Annotated in this window: 17 protein-coding genes and 1 tRNA gene; 7 read left to right on the plus strand and 11 right to left on the minus strand. The window is 59.1% G+C overall.

Going from position 1 to position 13,802, the window contains the following annotated elements; translation table 11 throughout:
- Positions 1 to 9 precede the first annotated feature (9 nt).
- Together HX817_RS24100 and HX817_RS24105 are read right to left on the minus strand one after the other, a co-directional pair.
- Entirely contained in the window at positions 10 to 765 is a 756-nt protein-coding gene (locus HX817_RS24100; RefSeq protein ID WP_177041410.1) for a 1-acyl-sn-glycerol-3-phosphate acyltransferase, read from the minus strand.
- Between the two features lie 215 nt (positions 766 to 980).
- Positions 981 to 1,670, minus strand: a complete 690-nt coding sequence (locus tag HX817_RS24105) for a crotonase/enoyl-CoA hydratase family protein (RefSeq protein WP_102604813.1) — start codon at positions 1,668 to 1,670, stop codon at positions 981 to 983.
- Between the two features lie 333 nt (positions 1,671 to 2,003).
- On the opposite strand from HX817_RS24105, the gene HX817_RS24110 reads away from it, so the two are divergent.
- The 3 genes from HX817_RS24110 (at position 2,004) to HX817_RS24120 (ending at position 2,900) form a co-directional block, all read left to right on the plus strand.
- Positions 2,004 to 2,093: transfer RNA gene (locus HX817_RS24110), tRNA-Ser, on the plus strand.
- 111 nt (positions 2,094 to 2,204) lie between these two features.
- Positions 2,205 to 2,438 carry a DUF4160 domain-containing protein gene (locus HX817_RS24115; protein ID WP_087692755.1) on the plus strand — a complete coding sequence of 78 codons (234 nt, stop codon included), beginning with the start codon at positions 2,205 to 2,207 and terminating at the stop codon, positions 2,436 to 2,438.
- A 3-nt stretch (positions 2,439 to 2,441) separates the two neighbouring features.
- A complete protein-coding gene (locus tag HX817_RS24120; RefSeq protein WP_087692754.1) occupies positions 2,442 to 2,900 on the plus strand; it encodes a DUF2442 domain-containing protein in 459 nt (152 codons plus the stop codon).
- A gap of 75 nt (positions 2,901 to 2,975) precedes the next feature.
- Here the strand turns inward: HX817_RS24120 and HX817_RS24125 are convergent, their stop codons facing one another.
- From HX817_RS24125 to HX817_RS24145, 5 genes are all read right to left on the minus strand, one after another.
- Positions 2,976 to 3,245 carry a short-chain dehydrogenase gene (locus HX817_RS24125; protein ID WP_087692753.1) on the minus strand — a complete coding sequence of 90 codons (270 nt, stop codon included), beginning with the start codon at positions 3,243 to 3,245 and terminating at the stop codon, positions 2,976 to 2,978.
- Between the two features lie 243 nt (positions 3,246 to 3,488).
- Positions 3,489 to 3,842, minus strand: a complete 354-nt coding sequence (locus tag HX817_RS24130; protein WP_177041412.1) for a gamma-glutamylcyclotransferase family protein — start codon at positions 3,840 to 3,842, stop codon at positions 3,489 to 3,491.
- Positions 3,843 to 3,859: 17 nt separating this feature from the next.
- Complete coding sequence (locus HX817_RS24135; RefSeq protein WP_177041414.1) at positions 3,860 to 4,522, minus strand: M24 family metallopeptidase; 663 nt, start codon at positions 4,520 to 4,522, stop codon at positions 3,860 to 3,862.
- Positions 4,523 to 4,590: 68 nt separating this feature from the next.
- A complete protein-coding gene (locus tag HX817_RS24140; RefSeq protein ID WP_008434886.1) occupies positions 4,591 to 5,169 on the minus strand; it encodes a DUF4337 domain-containing protein in 579 nt (192 codons plus the stop codon).
- Positions 5,170 to 5,223: 54 nt separating this feature from the next.
- Positions 5,224 to 6,108 carry a LysR family transcriptional regulator gene (locus tag HX817_RS24145; protein ID WP_087692749.1) on the minus strand — a complete coding sequence of 295 codons (885 nt, stop codon included), beginning with the start codon at positions 6,106 to 6,108 and terminating at the stop codon, positions 5,224 to 5,226.
- 96 nt (positions 6,109 to 6,204) lie between these two features.
- Here HX817_RS24145 and HX817_RS24150 point away from each other — a divergent pair, with 96 nt between their 5' ends.
- The gene (locus HX817_RS24150; RefSeq protein WP_177041416.1) at positions 6,205 to 7,173 is read left to right on the plus strand and encodes an SDR family oxidoreductase; all 969 of its coding nucleotides are present in this window, start codon (positions 6,205 to 6,207) and stop codon (positions 7,171 to 7,173) included.
- Here HX817_RS24150 and HX817_RS24155 read toward each other — a convergent pair.
- Together HX817_RS24155 and HX817_RS24160 are read right to left on the minus strand one after the other, a co-directional pair.
- On the minus strand, positions 7,160 to 7,516 hold the full coding sequence (locus HX817_RS24155) for a DUF2784 domain-containing protein (protein WP_177008389.1): 357 nt from the start codon (positions 7,514 to 7,516) through the stop codon (positions 7,160 to 7,162). The genes HX817_RS24150 and HX817_RS24155 overlap by 14 nt on opposite strands.
- Positions 7,517 to 7,540: 24 nt before the next feature.
- Complete coding sequence (locus HX817_RS24160; protein ID WP_004371170.1) at positions 7,541 to 8,437, minus strand: LysR family transcriptional regulator; 897 nt, start codon at positions 8,435 to 8,437, stop codon at positions 7,541 to 7,543.
- Positions 8,438 to 8,534: 97 nt separating this feature from the next.
- Between HX817_RS24160 and HX817_RS24165 the strand changes: the two genes are divergently transcribed.
- Together HX817_RS24165 and HX817_RS24170 are read left to right on the plus strand one after the other, a co-directional pair.
- Entirely contained in the window at positions 8,535 to 9,383 is an 849-nt protein-coding gene (locus tag HX817_RS24165; protein WP_087692746.1) for an oxidoreductase, read from the plus strand.
- Positions 9,384 to 9,487: 104 nt separating this feature from the next.
- Complete coding sequence (locus tag HX817_RS24170; protein ID WP_004371166.1) at positions 9,488 to 10,174, plus strand: HAD-IA family hydrolase; 687 nt, start codon at positions 9,488 to 9,490, stop codon at positions 10,172 to 10,174.
- Positions 10,175 to 10,291: 117 nt separating this feature from the next.
- On the opposite strand, the gene HX817_RS24175 is transcribed toward HX817_RS24170, so the two are convergent.
- Both HX817_RS24175 and HX817_RS24180 read right to left on the minus strand, forming a co-directional pair.
- Positions 10,292 to 10,684: a YbaN family protein gene (locus tag HX817_RS24175; RefSeq protein WP_177041418.1), complete on the minus strand. Its 393-nt coding sequence runs from the start codon at positions 10,682 to 10,684 to the stop codon at positions 10,292 to 10,294.
- A gap of 20 nt (positions 10,685 to 10,704) precedes the next feature.
- Entirely contained in the window at positions 10,705 to 11,292 is a 588-nt protein-coding gene (locus HX817_RS24180; RefSeq protein WP_004371163.1) for a YecA family protein, read from the minus strand.
- A gap of 276 nt (positions 11,293 to 11,568) precedes the next feature.
- Here HX817_RS24180 and recQ point away from each other — a divergent pair, with 276 nt between their 5' ends.
- Complete coding sequence (recQ, locus tag HX817_RS24185; RefSeq protein WP_004371161.1) at positions 11,569 to 13,695, plus strand: DNA helicase RecQ; 2,127 nt, start codon at positions 11,569 to 11,571, stop codon at positions 13,693 to 13,695.
- Positions 13,696 to 13,802 lie beyond the last annotated feature (107 nt).

Genomic DNA, 13,802 nt, shown 5'->3' on the forward strand with positions numbered 1-13,802 from the left:
CAATCAGAGTCAGCAAATTCGGCGGGGTTCAGCCGTGATGGCAGGCGTGGTTTGCAGCTCGCGGTCCATCGCCTCGATGCAGTCGCGCATTTGCTCGCGACAGGTCTGCATTAACAGCGGCATGTCATCCATCGTCAGCCCCTTCGTAGGAATCGGCGGCAACGAGCGAATCAGAATATCGCCACTGTTCCAGCGATTGAGCTTCATCTGCTTCACATAGGTGCTGACACACACCTGCACAATCGGCACGCCTGCGGCGATCGCCATCTGGAACGCGCCTTTCTTGAACGGCAGCAGGGTTTCACCGAAGTTGCGCGTGCCTTCCGGGAACACCCAGATCGAGGTGTCGGCATGCTGCAAGGTGTGGGTGGTGGTCAGCATCGAACGCCGCGCCTTGTGCGCATTGCCCCGGTCGATCAACACATTGCCCGCCAGCCAGAACAACTGTCCGAACAACGGCACCCACTTCAGGCTCTTCTTGCCGATACACACCGTGCGGTACGGCACCACGGTGCCGAACACAAACAGGTCGTAGTTGGATTGATGGTTGGCGATGATCACGCAACTGCTGGACTTGTTACGCAGCGAGTCGACATCGGCCTTCACTCGCAGGCGCAATAGCCACATCGCCGGTACCGCATACAGGCGCGCGCAGTAACGGCTGTTGTCCGGATTGAACGGCCGACAGATCCCCAGCAGCACGCCCAGTACGCCCGCAATCATAAAATGCAGGCCCATCAACAACATGCGTAACAAAAAAAGCATCGACACGGCCCATCGGGACAAAAGGTGGCGCAGTGTACGGATGTGCACTGTATTCGGCAATTGCCCCTATAGAGTCAGGAGATAGGCGATGTTTAAGCGCATGTTTCAACATGCTGTGACAGACACTGTTTAGAGCGGTTGTAGGCAATCCGGAATTCTTTGTAAGAAAAAGCCCGACTCAAGGTCGGGCTTCGATTCAGCAGGCGTAGGTTTGATTAACCCAAGTGCCCCTGATCCTGAATGATCGCGTCATCCAGGGCTTCCAGCAGCGCCTTACGCACCTTCAGCTTGGTGTGCTTGTGGGCGTTCATATTGATCTTCTTCAACTGGCGAGCCGCTTCCAGTGCAGCTGCCTGCAACGCTTCCGGCGCGACCACCTTGTCCAGGAACCCGGCGCTCAACGCGTCCTGCGGGTTAAACATCTCGGCATTGATCACCGAACGGTGGAACGCCGACTTGCGCAGACGATCCCGCGCCAGCTCGATCCCGGCGTGGTGCATGGTCATGCCGATCATCACTTCATTCAGGCCAATGCTGAAAGGCCCGTCCACACCGATCCGGTAATCCGCCGACAACAACAGGAATGCCCCCTTGGCCACCGCGTGCCCGGGGCACGCCACGATCACCGGGAAGGGGTGCGACAACAGGCGGCGGGCGAGGGTGGAGCCCGACGTCACCAGGCTCACGGCTTCTTTAGGGCCGGCGGTCATCACCTTCAAATCATAGCCACCGGACAAAATCCCCGGCGTGCCCGTGATGATCACCACCGCCCGATCCTTCTCGGCCTGATCCAGCGCTTGATTAAACGCACTGACCACTGCCGGCGAAATGGCATTCACCTTGCCGTTGCTCAGGGTCAGGGTCGCGATACCGTCTTCGAGGTGGTAGGCAATCAACTCACTCATGACGCGATTCCTTGTAATGCTTGTAATAGAAGGACAGACGGCAGACGTTACCCACCGCGCCCGCCCTGGTAAAGCGCCATGACTGACTACCCAGTCAGACTTTTCCCCCATGCCCACCCGCAGGCGGCCTTCGGCAAGGCGCAGCAGCTACTATAGACAAGCGCCGCGAGTGCCCGAGAATGGCAGAATCGCCGTGGTGTGCGTGGCGCCGCAGAGGTCTGGAACGGCATAACCGCCTAAGCGCATGAATATTCTGAAAAAAACCTTTGCCATCGGAAAAGCTTTCGACTACATTAGCGCGCCTCGACAGACTGAATCAGTTTGACGAGATACGGTGAAGTGTCCGAGTGGCTTAAGGAGCACGCCTGGAAAGTGTGTATACAAGAAATTGTATCGAGAGTTCGAATCTCTCCTTCACCGCCAAATTCGATGTAAACAAAACCCCTGGTTTCGAGAGAAGCCAGGGGTTTTGTGGTTTCTGGGGTTTGAATACAGGGTTGTGCTAGAGAAAAATTTTCTCTAGCATCTGTCCCCATGGCTACCCTTCACAGTGAACGAAACTGGAAAATAAAAATCTATCCCGACGACCACGCGCCGCCGCACTTTCACGTGCAAACGCCGGACGGAGAGTCGTTGGTTCAGATAGAAGGGCTGGTGGTTCTCGGCAAAGGTGCCGAAACCAAGGCCTTGAAAGCTGCCCTGCTTTGGGCAAAAGTCCATACCACTGATCTTTGGCGCGTATGGAATGAACAAAACCGGAGGAACTGACTTATGACCAGCAAGCTTCGCATCTCTGCTGTGCAACCAGTTGCCGGCAAGCATGCCATCGAAATTGAGTGGAATAACGGTAAGCGGCACACCGTTGATCTCACTGATCACATAAATACCTTCCCGATTCTAAAACCCCTTCAGGACTTGGCTCTATTTGGTCGGGTTGAAGTCGGTGAGTGGGGCTTTGACGTGACTTGGGGCAATGACCTGGAGTTGTCCTCCGTCACCTTGCATCGTTTGGCGCTGGAACAGTCCGGCGAGGTCATGCTGACGCAGGACTTCAGAAAGTGGATGCTCAGCAACAATCTGTCGCTCTCCGCTGCGGCTGTGGAACTAGGCTTCACTCGTAGGACCATTACTTCCTACAGCAGCGGGGCCGCTCTGATTCCCAAGCATGTAGGGTTGGCGTGTAAGGGGTGGGAGTACGAGCATAAGGCTCGTGGCACACGTTGCGTTTAGGTTGGGTAATGTTCGCAAAAAGGGATGACTGAGAGGTCGTCCCTTTTTCGTTTTTGCGGGGTCAAGCCAATGGGTTCAGGAATACTGCGCTGCCATCCTCCGACCTATGACATCCAGCAGATCGCATCCATCGCGTAACGGAATTGCGCAGAGCAAGGAAAAGTCGCCCAGCACGACCGTATCACTACTGATTTCTGCACGCAGCGCCAGGTTTTCTAGAACTTGGGTTACGGCGCGAATCCGATAGTTTGCAGCATCAAGCAGGACATCCAGCGGTGCTGTTGTGTCTACGAAAAGGGCGGGTGTGGTGCAGTCGTTGCTGGTGAGTGCCATATATTGATTCATACGGGAGTCCATCTGAGACAAATAGAAAAATAGCTAACCTTTTTTCAAGTTAGACCTTCATAAAACAGCCGCCGCCTGAAAAACTGGTTCGCAGAGTTTTAGTTTTCAGATTTGTCTTCGAGTCGCCAAACTCGGTCGCCATGACGGCGACCGAGGAACTATAGACCTAGCATTACGAGGCGGGCAGGGCATGCTTTCAGATTGATCTGTAGGAAATCACTCCGACTGACCAACTGCACCCCCTCAAGCCTGCACATACACCCAAGCCGTCAACCCCGAAGCCAACCCCACCGAAACCCGCTTATAGTCCGACACCTCATACGTATCCGCCGCCGCCAGCTCCTTCTCGGTAATCTGAAACACCATCCCCTCAACACTGTCTTCATTGCGCCCGCTGGGAGCAACGATCGGATGATGGGTCTTGCCGCTGGCCGCCAATACCTCAGGATCGGTAATCTCCACCCAGCTTTTTGAATACCCCAGCATCGCATCCTGCTGACCCACCAACTCCCGCCCAAAGTTGGACAGTTGCACAGCCTTGTCCTGCAGCGTGCCGTAGGAAAACAACAGCACGGGAAAATCGGTCGAGCGTTCCATCTTTATTCCTTGAAAAATTAAGCCAGCAAATCTTCGTAAAACGCACCATAAGCCGCGCTCGGGTGCGCAATCTGGATCTCCAGGATCCACAGCCCTTCATTCGGATACTGGTCAAAATCCCCAAGATCACCGCCACGGTAAATCGCATGGGGGAAATCGCTGACGCGGTGCCCTTTGATGTCGAGGTTCAGCACCCAACCCATTTCCTTCGCTTGCTCTTCGGCAAAACGATACAGCTCCAGGCCGACGACTTTATCGTTCCTCCAGCGCTGTTCCACCCGGTCAAACAACTCTTTCGCTGCGCGCGCACACGCGGCCATCTCCGGGTTGTTGCCAGTGCTGAAGGTCGCCCCCGCATCACCTTCATGGCCTTGCCAAACGGCGCCCATGTCGATGAAGTAGATGTCGTTTTCCCCCAGCACCGGGTCGCCGTCGGAGCGTTCCTTGAAGGTCCTGAGGGTGTTGGCGCCAAAGCGCACCAGCAGCGGGTGCCAGATGCGCTGCATGTCGAGGTCGGCGAGGACTTTTTTGCCGAGCTCGCGGGCTTCGGATTCGAGCATGCCGGGGCGGATGAGTTTGGACAGTGCTTCGATCGCGCGCCAAGTCATGGCCTGGGCGTAGCGCATTGAGTCGATGCTGTAGGCGACGCCCACAGCTTCCTTGGATGATTGTGCGGTCACCGGCTTTTCCTCGGCTTTATAGTGTCAGGCGTTATGCGTTTTACTATATAGCGATGGCAGGATGGAACCTAAATATGCAACCACGCCATCCCACCCAACACCACACTCACACCACCGGCGGTATACGCCATGCGCTTCAACCATTCCTTCCTTGTCAGCAATGTGATCGCAGCCAATGAAATCGCGATCTGAATCGCGGTCATCGCCTGTGCCCAGCGGTGATGTTGATGCAATGCCTGCTCTGACTTTTCATCCCATTCCTTCGAGGTGGCCTCGAGCTTTTCGGCCTGTTTGCGCACGTCTTCCTTCTGGGTTTTATAACGCTCGATCTCGTCGGTGTAGTGCTTGGCATCAACCCCCGGAATATGCGTCGCCAGCTCCGCAAGGTTCTGCCGGCTGGATTTGGCCTGGTAGTAGTTCCACTGGTTGGCGGCTTCGGTCTTGAAGATGGCGGCGTTGTTTTTGTCCATCGCCGCTTCGCTTTCGGTGGAGCCGGCCTGGTAGCTGAGCATGGCGCCGACGGTGGCCATGATGGCGGTCATCACGGCGATGCGGCTGGCGAAATTGTCCCCGCTGCGGTGGGCATGTTCGGTGGCGTGTTCGACGTGTTTTTCGTGGGGGCTGGGGACTTCGAAGGCTTCGGACATGGGGGCGTCTATGAAGGGTTTGAGGGACTCTGATTCTTCACCAGCGAAGCTGTCTCAATCCTGTACGTAATGCTGCAAACCGGCCACCAGGGCGTCAAAGGTGACGCGGCAGCGCGGGCTGTTGCGCAGGTCTTCGTGCATGGTGACCCAGGTGTCCAGTTGCAGGGCAAATGCGTCCGGCAGCACTCGGCTCAGGCGGGCGTCTTGCCGGGCCAGTTTGACCTGGCAGCCACCGATGCCGGCGCCGGCGCGGATCAGGGCCAGTTGTGCGAGGTCGCTGTCGCTGCTGAGGGAAAAGGCGCTGCGCTCGAAGCCTTTGACGGCCAGGCTGCGGATGAAGGCGCTTTCCTGGTCGTAGCCGATGACTGAATGAGCTGAGAGATCATTCAGGCTCTGGGGGATGCCATGTTGTTGCAGGTAGTCGTTGCGCGCATGCAGGCCGACTTCAATAACGCCGATCCTTTTCGCCAGAAGTTGTTCCTGGCTGGGTCGGACCATTCGCACAGCGATGTCTGCCTCCAGTTGCAGCAGGTCCAGCAGGCGATTGCTCAGCACCAGTTCGACCTTGAGGTGCGGGTGCTGTTGGCGCAGGCGGGTGATGATCGGCGGCAGGACTTCCACTCCGATCACTTCGCTGGCAGACACCCGTACCACGCCGCGTACTTCGGGGCCTTGGGGCGAGGCTGCACGTTCGAGTGCGGCGGCGGTGGTTTCCATGGTTTCGGCGTGGGTGCGCAGCGTGAGGGCGACCGCCGTGGGCAGCAGGCCACTGGCGGAGCGGGTAAACAGCACCACGTTCAGGGATTTCTCCAGCGCAGCGATGTGCCGCCCAACCGTAGGTTGAGTGATGCCGAGCTGCCGTGCGGCCCCCGACAACGATCCTTCCTTGAGTACCCCGAGGAATGACCGGTAAAGCTCCCAACCAATATTTGATGCCATGCATAAATGTATAGCGTCTGGATGATCTTCGGCAATTCCTCTATAGCTCGCCGACCAACAGAATCGCCCCATCAAACAACTCTCAGGGGAAAAGGCATGAACAAGGTTCTGGTTTTGGGTGCGACTGGCGGGATTGGTGGTGAGGTGGCAAGGCAGTTGTTCGCTGCGGGCTGGCAGGTGTGCGCCCTGACGAGGGATGTGGATAAGGCTCACAAGCAGAATGCCGATTTCACCTGGATAAAAGGTGATGCGCTGAACCGTGGGGAAGTCGTCGCAGCGGCCCGGGGTTGTTCGGTGATCGTGCATGCGGTGAATCCGCCCGGTTACCAGCGCTGGGCGGAGCTGGTGCTGCCGATGATCGACAACAGCATCGCGGCGGCAGTCGCGGAAGGGGCGACGATTGTCTTGCCGGGCACGGTGTACAACTTCGGGCCTGATGCATTCGCGCGGTTGGAGGAAGATTCGCCGCAGCATCCCCTTACCCGCAAGGGCGCGATCCGGGTAGAGCTGGAGCAGCGTTTGCTTGAGGCGACCCGGCAGGGCGCACGAGCGCTGATCGTGCGGGCAGGCGATTTTTTCGGCGCCAAGGCCGGCAGCAGCTGGTTTTCCCAAGGCCTGGTCAAACCCGCAAAACCGGTGGCCAGCGTGAGTTATCCGGGAGCACCAGGCGTGGGGCATCAGTGGGCTTACCTGCCTGATGTGGCGAGGACCATGGTCGAGTTGATTGCACGCCGCGACAGCCTTGATGCCTTCGCCCGCTTTCATATGGCGGGGCACATAGATGCCGATGGTCGGCAGATGAGCCAGGCGATTCAGCGGGTGGTGTCACGCAGGACCGGCCAACAGCCTTCTGTACGTGCTTTCCCGTGGTGGCTGCTGAAACTGGCCGCGTCCTTTGTCACCACCTTCCGCGAGATGCAGGAAATGCGTTACCTGTGGCAAACCGAGGTGCGGATGGACAACCGCCGCCTCGTACAGATATTGGGCAGTGAACCGCATACGCCTTTGGACGAGGCGGTTGAGGCGACATTGGTGGGTATCGGCTGCTTGCCTAAGCGCGCCTGATCAGCCGTACATACACCGCGATATTGATCAACAGCACCAGCGCGCCCAGCCCCAATTGAATCTGCGGCGTCAGCCCGGCCGGGTAGATCAGGGTCAGGATGTAATGCTCGATAAAGCCGCCGCCATATCCGTCCTGCCCGGCCAAATGACGAAACAGATTTTCCCAGCGGGTCAGCGGGCAGGGCAGATGGAACACTTCAACGGCAACGCCCCACGCGGCGGCAGGCAAATGCAGCCACATGACCGGTCGCCATTTGAGGGCGAGCAAACCGCCAAACAGCACGAACAGAATGAACGACAAATGAAACAGCACCAGGCCGTCGGCGGCGAAGCGGTAGAGCATGATGGGGTTCGCTTTTTGAATGGATCAGGTCCCGAATTCTTCCTTCAGGAACTCGATAAACACCCGCAATTTCTTCGGCGTGTTCGTACGGTTGAAGTAATACAAATACAGCGCGCTGTGGGCAATCCAGTCGTCCAGCACCTCCACCAACTCACCGCGTTGCAGGTACTGCTCGACGCTGGAGCGCGCCACGTAGGCAAAGCCAAACCCGTCCAGCGCACCGCGCACCATCAATTCAACATCGTTGGTCGCCAGCCGGCCTTTTACCGTAACCCGCATCTGCTTGCCGGCTTTTTCAAAGTCCCAGCGGTGCAGCGAGCCGGTCTGCGCACTGCGGTAGTTGACGCACTCATGCTCGAGCAAGTCGTGGGGATGAGTGGGCAGTTTGCGCCCCTGCAAATACTGCGGCGTGGCGACGATGACGAATCGCAACTGCGTCGCCACCGGCACCACCACCATGTCTTCGGCCAGCACATGGTCGTAGCGGATGCCCGCGTCAAAACCCTGGGCGACGATGTCCACCAGGCTGTTATCCACCGCCACTTCCAGGTTGATGCCCGGGTATTTGCGCAGGAAGCGCTGGAGCAACGGTTGCAGGACCATTCGGCTGGCGGTGGAGGGAATGTTCAGGCGCAAGGTGCCGGCGGCGTCGACCGTCGCCGCTGCTACGCTGTGCAGGCTGGTTTGCAGTTCTTCCAGCAGCGGCGTGATCTTCTGGATCAACTGCTCGCCGGCCTCGGTCACGCTGACGCTGCGGGTGGTGCGGTTGAGCAGTTGCACACCCAACTGTTTCTCGAGGGCGCGCACGCGATGGCTGACGGTCGACACCGACAGGCTGCTGGCGTCGGCCGCCTGGGTGAAGCTTTTCGAGCGGGCGACCTGCAGGAACAGTCGCAACTGCTGAAAATCGGGCGTGTCCATTGTGTGGTATTTCCGAAAGGGCCTTGTGGATTATGCATCTTTTTAGCAAGAACAGCGGCGCGCATACTTTTCCTACACACACGAGGATTGGCCCTTTATGACGACTTCCACCGCAAAACCCGTCTGGTTCATCACTGGCTGCTCCACCGGTTTCGGCCGCCAGCTGGCGTTGCACACCCTGAGCCTCGGCTACCCGACCGTGGTCACCGCGCGTAATCCGCAGCAGGTGCAAGACATCGTTGCCGGTCACGAAGAAAACGCCCTGGTCCTGACGCTGGACGTTACCGACCAGGCCCAGGTCGAGGCGGCTGTCAAAGCGGCTGAAGAACGTTTCGGCCATATCGACGTACTGGTCAACAACGCCGGTGTCGGCTACTTCGGCTCCTTCGAAGAAAGCGACCTGGATGACGTGCGCAACATGTTCGAAATCAACGTGTGGGGCTTGAGCGCCATGACCCGCGCGGCCTTGCCCGGCATGCGCGCCCGGCGCTCGGGCAGCATCGTGAACATTTCCTCGGTGGGCGGTGTGGCGGCGTTCCCGTCGCTGAGTTTCTACAATGCGACCAAGTTTGCGGTGGAGGGCCTTTCCGAGGCGCTGTCCCAGGAAGTCGCGCCGTTGGGGATCAAGGTGTTGCTGGTCGAGCCGGGCCCGTTCCGCACCGACTGGGCCGGGCGTTCGGCCAACGAGGCGGCTCACGGGATTGCCGACTACAAGGAAACGGCGGTGGCACGGGCCAATATGGTTCGCAACTACAGCGGCAAGCAGCCGGGTGATCCGGTGCGCGCGGCGATTGCCATCGTCAAGGCGGTGGAGGCTGAGCAACCGCCATTGCGCCTGTTGCTGGGCAAGGCTGCGTTGACCTTTGCGCGGACCAAGGTGAAGGCGCTGAGTGCGGATTTTGATGCGTGGGCTGAGGTAACTGAGGGGGCGGATTTTCCCGAGTGAAGCACTGACTGGATTCGGCACAAGGCCGTAACGGTTGCTTGCAGGTAACGCTGGCCGTTATTGTGCTGAATCCTTTTAGTCCTTTTGCCCACGGATCTGTAGTGATGAATGCACCGCGTACCGCTGTCCCGATCAAGGCTGTCATTTTCGATATGGACGGGTTGTTGCTGGACACAGAAGGCATCTACACCGAAGTCACACAGATCATCGCCGAACGCTATGGCCGTACCTATGACTGGGGGATCAAGCAGCACATCATTGGTCGCGGCGCCCAGGACCTGGCGGATTACGTGGTCAAGGCGCTGGACCTGCCGATTACCCCCGCAGAATTCCTGGTGATCCGCGAGCCGCTGATGAGCGAGCGTTTCCCCAAGGCCTTGGGCATGCCGGGTGCTGAGGCGCTGGTGCGGCACTTGAAGGCGCATAACATTCCGATTGCCGTGGGCACCAGTTCGTCGCGCAACTCGTTTGGCCACAAGACCACGTTGCACCGTGAGTGGTTTGGGTTGTTCGACACCATCGTCACGGCGGATGATCCGGAGGTCGGGGCGGCCAAGCCGGCGCCGGATATCTTCCTGACGGCGGCGCGCCGCTTGGGTGTGGCACCAGAGGATTGCCTGGTGTTTGAGGATTCGCCGTTTGGCGTGACAGCGGCGAAGGCTGCGCACATGACCGCGATTGCGGTGCCGGATGAGGCGATGGCGGACAGCAAGTATCACCATGCCGACCAGATTATTCGCAAGTTGGCTGACTTTGATTTGGCGGCGTATGGCTTGCCGCCGATGCGTTGATCCCTCTGAAGCCACTGGATCAAAAATGTGGGAGCGGGCTTGCTCGCGAATACGGTGTGTCAGCCGATACATGTGCTGACTGATCCACCGTATTCGCGAGCAAGCCCGCTCCCACATTTAGTCCTGCGGTGCCTTGGGCAAGGTCTTCTGCCGCAAAATATAAACCGTCACCAACACCGCACTGGTCAGCATGAACCCTCGCGCCCAGATCAGCGGCACCAGGTAGCAGGAAAACCCGATACTCACCCACATCAACCCAATGGCATATACCTTGCCCTTGAGCGGAATCCCATTGCCATCCAGATAGTCACGAATCCACGGCCCCAGGCGCGGGTGTTCCACCAGCCAGCGGTAGAAGCGCGGGGAGCTACGGGCAAAGCAGGCGGCAGCCAGCAGAAGGAAGGGGGTAGTGGGCAGCACCGGCAGGAAGATGCCGATTACCCCGAGCACCACGCTCAACCAGCCGATGGCCAGCAGAACGTAACGCAGGATCACGGAACGGTTGCCCATGGGCGCCACGGGCAACGGTCTTAGTGGTGGCGAGGCTTGAGGATCGCCGGCTTTTCGTCAGGTGCGTTGCACAGCAGGTACAGGGCGGTCAGCGCTTCCGGGATCTGAACGATCATGTCGTCCATCAGGTTGGCGTCGGCGGCGATGTCGGAGAACTCAGGTTGCTCGTCGAACAGGCCGGAACCGACCATGATCGGCAGCAGCATTTCGCTGACTTCTTCTTCAGCCGTTTCGAACCAGGCCTCTTCACGCAGGAACACGCCTTCCATGAAACCGATGCACCAGCCGCGCAGTTCGGAGTCGTCCGGGTCTTCGCCCAGGTCCAGGTCGCAAGGCAGTTCGAACTCTTCATCGGAAGCCAGTTGGCGGCCAATGTGAGCCTTGAGGGCCAGCAGGGTCGATTCGATTTCTTCGCGCTGGGCGGCATCACTGTAGTGAGGCTCTTCGGAGAACAGGGCGTCGATCCATTCACGGTCGGGAACGACATCGGAGCATATCGACAGCGCGGTCAGATAGCCGTGGGCGGCCACGTAGTCCAGCGCCTCGTCGTGCAGCTCATCGGCATCGAGGAAGGCTTGCAGGCGGGTTAGTTGCTCAGCGAAGGACATTGACGGACTACCTTGGGAATAAACGATGGGCAATTCTAGGCTTTCTTGAGCTGCCAGGCCAGCCGCAGCACAGATTTGAGAGGTATTTGAGCCCGGCGGCAATTCACCAACGGCACCCTTTGCCGGGTAACGCTCGGGTATACTGCCGCGTTTTGTGATGCCCCTGCAGGCCAAGCGCCAGTCGCGGGAAAAGTTCGCTTACGGATTATTTCCCGCTCAAGCGTGCTTTTTCGACCAGCCTGTACAGAGGGATTTCGGCGATATTTGGAGTTTTTCATGCTCGAGCAGGCTCAACGCGTCCTCAAGGACATCTTCGGCTACGACAGTTTTCGTGGCCGCCAGGGTGCGATCATTGAGCGCGTGGCCAACGGCGGTGACGCCCTGGTGCTGATGCCTACCGGCGGCGGCAAGTCGCTGTGCTTCCAGGTACCGGCACTCCTGCGGGAAGGGCTTGCGGTGGTGGTGTCGCCGTTGATCGCCCTGATGGACGACCAGGTGGCCACCCTTGAAGAGCTCGGCGTGGCGGCCGCTTCGCTGAACTCCACCCTCAGCGCCGAACAGCAGCGTGACCTCGCCGCCCGGATCAAGCGCGGCGAAGTGAAGATGCTTTACCTCGCCCCCGAGCGCCTGGTGCAGCCACGGATGCTGGCGTTCCTGCAGAGCCTGGAAATCGCCCTGTTCGCTATCGACGAAGCCCACTGTGTGTCCCAATGGGGCCACGATTTCCGTCGTGAATACCTGCAACTGGGCCAACTGGCGGAACTGTTCCCCAACGTCCCGCGCATCGCCCTGACCGCCACCGCCGACAAGCGGACCCGCGAAGAAATCGTCGAGCGCCTGCACCTGCAGAACGCCGAGCGCTTCCTCTCGAGCTTCGACCGGCCGAATATCTTTTACCGCATTGTGCCCAAGGAACAGCCGCGCAAGCAGTTGCTGGCGTTCCTCTCCGATCGGCGCAGCGACGCCGGCATTGTCTATTGCCTGTCGCGCAAGAAGGTCGATGAGGTCGCCGCATTCCTCAGTGAACAAGGCTACCCGGCACTGCCATATCACGCGGGTTTGCCCAACGAACTGCGGGCCTACCACCAGAAGCGCTTCCTCAACGAGGAAGGCCTGATCATGGTCGCCACCATCGCGTTCGGCATGGGCATCGACAAATCCAACGTGCGCTTCGTGGCCCACATGGATTTGCCCAAATCCCTTGAGGCGTACTACCAGGAAACCGGGCGTGCCGGCCGTGACGGCCTGCCGGCGGATGCCTGGATGGTCTACGGCCTGCAAGACGTGGTGATGCTCAAGCAGATGCTGCAGAACTCCGAAGGCGACGAGCGCCACAAGCGCCTGGAACAGCACAAGCTCGACGCGATGCTGTCGCTGTGTGAAGAAACCCGCTGCCGTCGCCAGACCTTGCTCGCCTACTTCGACGAAGACATGCCCAAGCCCTGCGGCCACTGCGACAACTGCGTGGACGGCGTGCAGACCTGGGACGCCACCGAGCCGGCGCGCCAGGCGTTGTCGGCGATCTACCGCACCGGTCAGCGCTATGGCGTCGGCCACCTGGTGGACGTGTTGCTGGGCAAGGACAATGAAAAGATTCGCAGCTTCGGCCACGAAAAACTCTCGGTCTACGGTGTGGGCAAGGCCCGCGCCGAAGGCGAGTGGCGCTCGCTGTTCCGGCAGATGGTCGCCCGTGGCCTGGTGGACATCGACCTGGAAGGCTACGGCGGCCTGCGCCTGAACGACAGTTGCCGGCCGCTGCTCAAGGGCGAAGTCAGCCTGGAGCTGCGCCGCGACCTCAAGCCGCAAACCACCGCCAAGAGCAGCACCAGCCAGGCCAGCCAACTGGTGCGTTTCGAAGAGCGCGAACAGTGGGAAGCCCTGCGCGCGCTGCGTAAGAAGTTGGCGCAGGAACACAGCGTGCCGCCTTACGTCATCTTCCCGGACTCCACCTTGCTGGAAATGCTCCGCGACCATCCCACTACCCTCGGCGAGATGGCCAGGGTCAGCGGCGTCGGTGCGCGCAAGCTGGAGCGTTATGGCCAGGCCTTCCTCGAAGTGCTCGGCGGCCAGGTCGAGGCGCCGAAAGAGGTCGCCGATATCCGCCACGAGTTGATCAGCCTCGCCCGTGCCGGCATGACCCCGATCCAGATTGCCGGGCAGCTGCAGTGCTCGGAAAAGAACGTCTACACCTTGCTCGCCGAGTCCATTGGCAAGCAGCAGTTGTCGTTGGAGCAGGCCCTTGATCTGCCGGAAGATTTGCTCGGTGAAATCCAGGATGCATTCCTGGATGGAGAAGGCGAATTGCCACCCGTTTCCGAGATTGCGCCGCTGTTTACCGGCCGCGTTCCCGAGGGCGTTTTGTACTGCGTAAGGGCCGCTTTGCAGTCGGAATTCGAGATTTGATGTGCCAATTACGACAATGTAACGAATCAGTACATACCGGGTCTTGCCTACTGGCATGGGTCATGCTTAGCTGACTAATAATTAGCCACACTTTATTTTCAGTCTAA

The sequence above is a fragment of the Pseudomonas sp. C6002 genome (assembly GCF_013385805.1).
Classification (GTDB): Bacteria; Pseudomonadota; Gammaproteobacteria; order Pseudomonadales; family Pseudomonadaceae; genus Aquipseudomonas.

Excerpts from the sequence above, each read along its gene's own strand:
- HX817_RS24155 (WP_177008389.1), bottom strand. The coding sequence starts at position 7,516 with ATGCTCTACCGCTTCGCCGCCGACGGCCTGGTGCTGTTTCATTTGTCG.
- HX817_RS24115 (WP_087692755.1), top strand. The coding sequence starts at position 2,205 with ATGGCTACCCTTCACAGTGAACGAAACTGGAAAATAAAAATCTATCCC.
- recQ (WP_004371161.1), top strand. The coding sequence starts at position 11,569 with ATGCTCGAGCAGGCTCAACGCGTCCTCAAGGACATCTTCGGCTACGAC.
- HX817_RS24105 (WP_102604813.1), bottom strand. The coding sequence starts at position 1,670 with ATGAGTGAGTTGATTGCCTACCACCTCGAAGACGGTATCGCGACCCTG.
- HX817_RS24165 (WP_087692746.1), top strand. The coding sequence starts at position 8,535 with ATGACGACTTCCACCGCAAAACCCGTCTGGTTCATCACTGGCTGCTCC.
- HX817_RS24175 (WP_177041418.1), bottom strand. The coding sequence starts at position 10,684 with ATGGGCAACCGTTCCGTGATCCTGCGTTACGTTCTGCTGGCCATCGGC.
- HX817_RS24100 (WP_177041410.1), bottom strand. The coding sequence starts at position 765 with ATGCTTTTTTTGTTACGCATGTTGTTGATGGGCCTGCATTTTATGATT.
- HX817_RS24125 (WP_087692753.1), bottom strand. The coding sequence starts at position 3,245 with ATGAATCAATATATGGCACTCACCAGCAACGACTGCACCACACCCGCC.
- HX817_RS24140 (WP_008434886.1), bottom strand. The coding sequence starts at position 5,169 with ATGTCCGAAGCCTTCGAAGTCCCCAGCCCCCACGAAAAACACGTCGAA.
- HX817_RS24160 (WP_004371170.1), bottom strand. The coding sequence starts at position 8,437 with ATGGACACGCCCGATTTTCAGCAGTTGCGACTGTTCCTGCAGGTCGCC.
- HX817_RS24120 (WP_087692754.1), top strand. The coding sequence starts at position 2,442 with ATGACCAGCAAGCTTCGCATCTCTGCTGTGCAACCAGTTGCCGGCAAG.
- HX817_RS24130 (WP_177041412.1), bottom strand. The coding sequence starts at position 3,842 with ATGGAACGCTCGACCGATTTTCCCGTGCTGTTGTTTTCCTACGGCACG.
- HX817_RS24180 (WP_004371163.1), bottom strand. The coding sequence starts at position 11,292 with ATGTCCTTCGCTGAGCAACTAACCCGCCTGCAAGCCTTCCTCGATGCC.
- HX817_RS24150 (WP_177041416.1), top strand. The coding sequence starts at position 6,205 with ATGAACAAGGTTCTGGTTTTGGGTGCGACTGGCGGGATTGGTGGTGAG.
- HX817_RS24145 (WP_087692749.1), bottom strand. The coding sequence starts at position 6,108 with ATGGCATCAAATATTGGTTGGGAGCTTTACCGGTCATTCCTCGGGGTA.
- HX817_RS24170 (WP_004371166.1), top strand. The coding sequence starts at position 9,488 with ATGAATGCACCGCGTACCGCTGTCCCGATCAAGGCTGTCATTTTCGAT.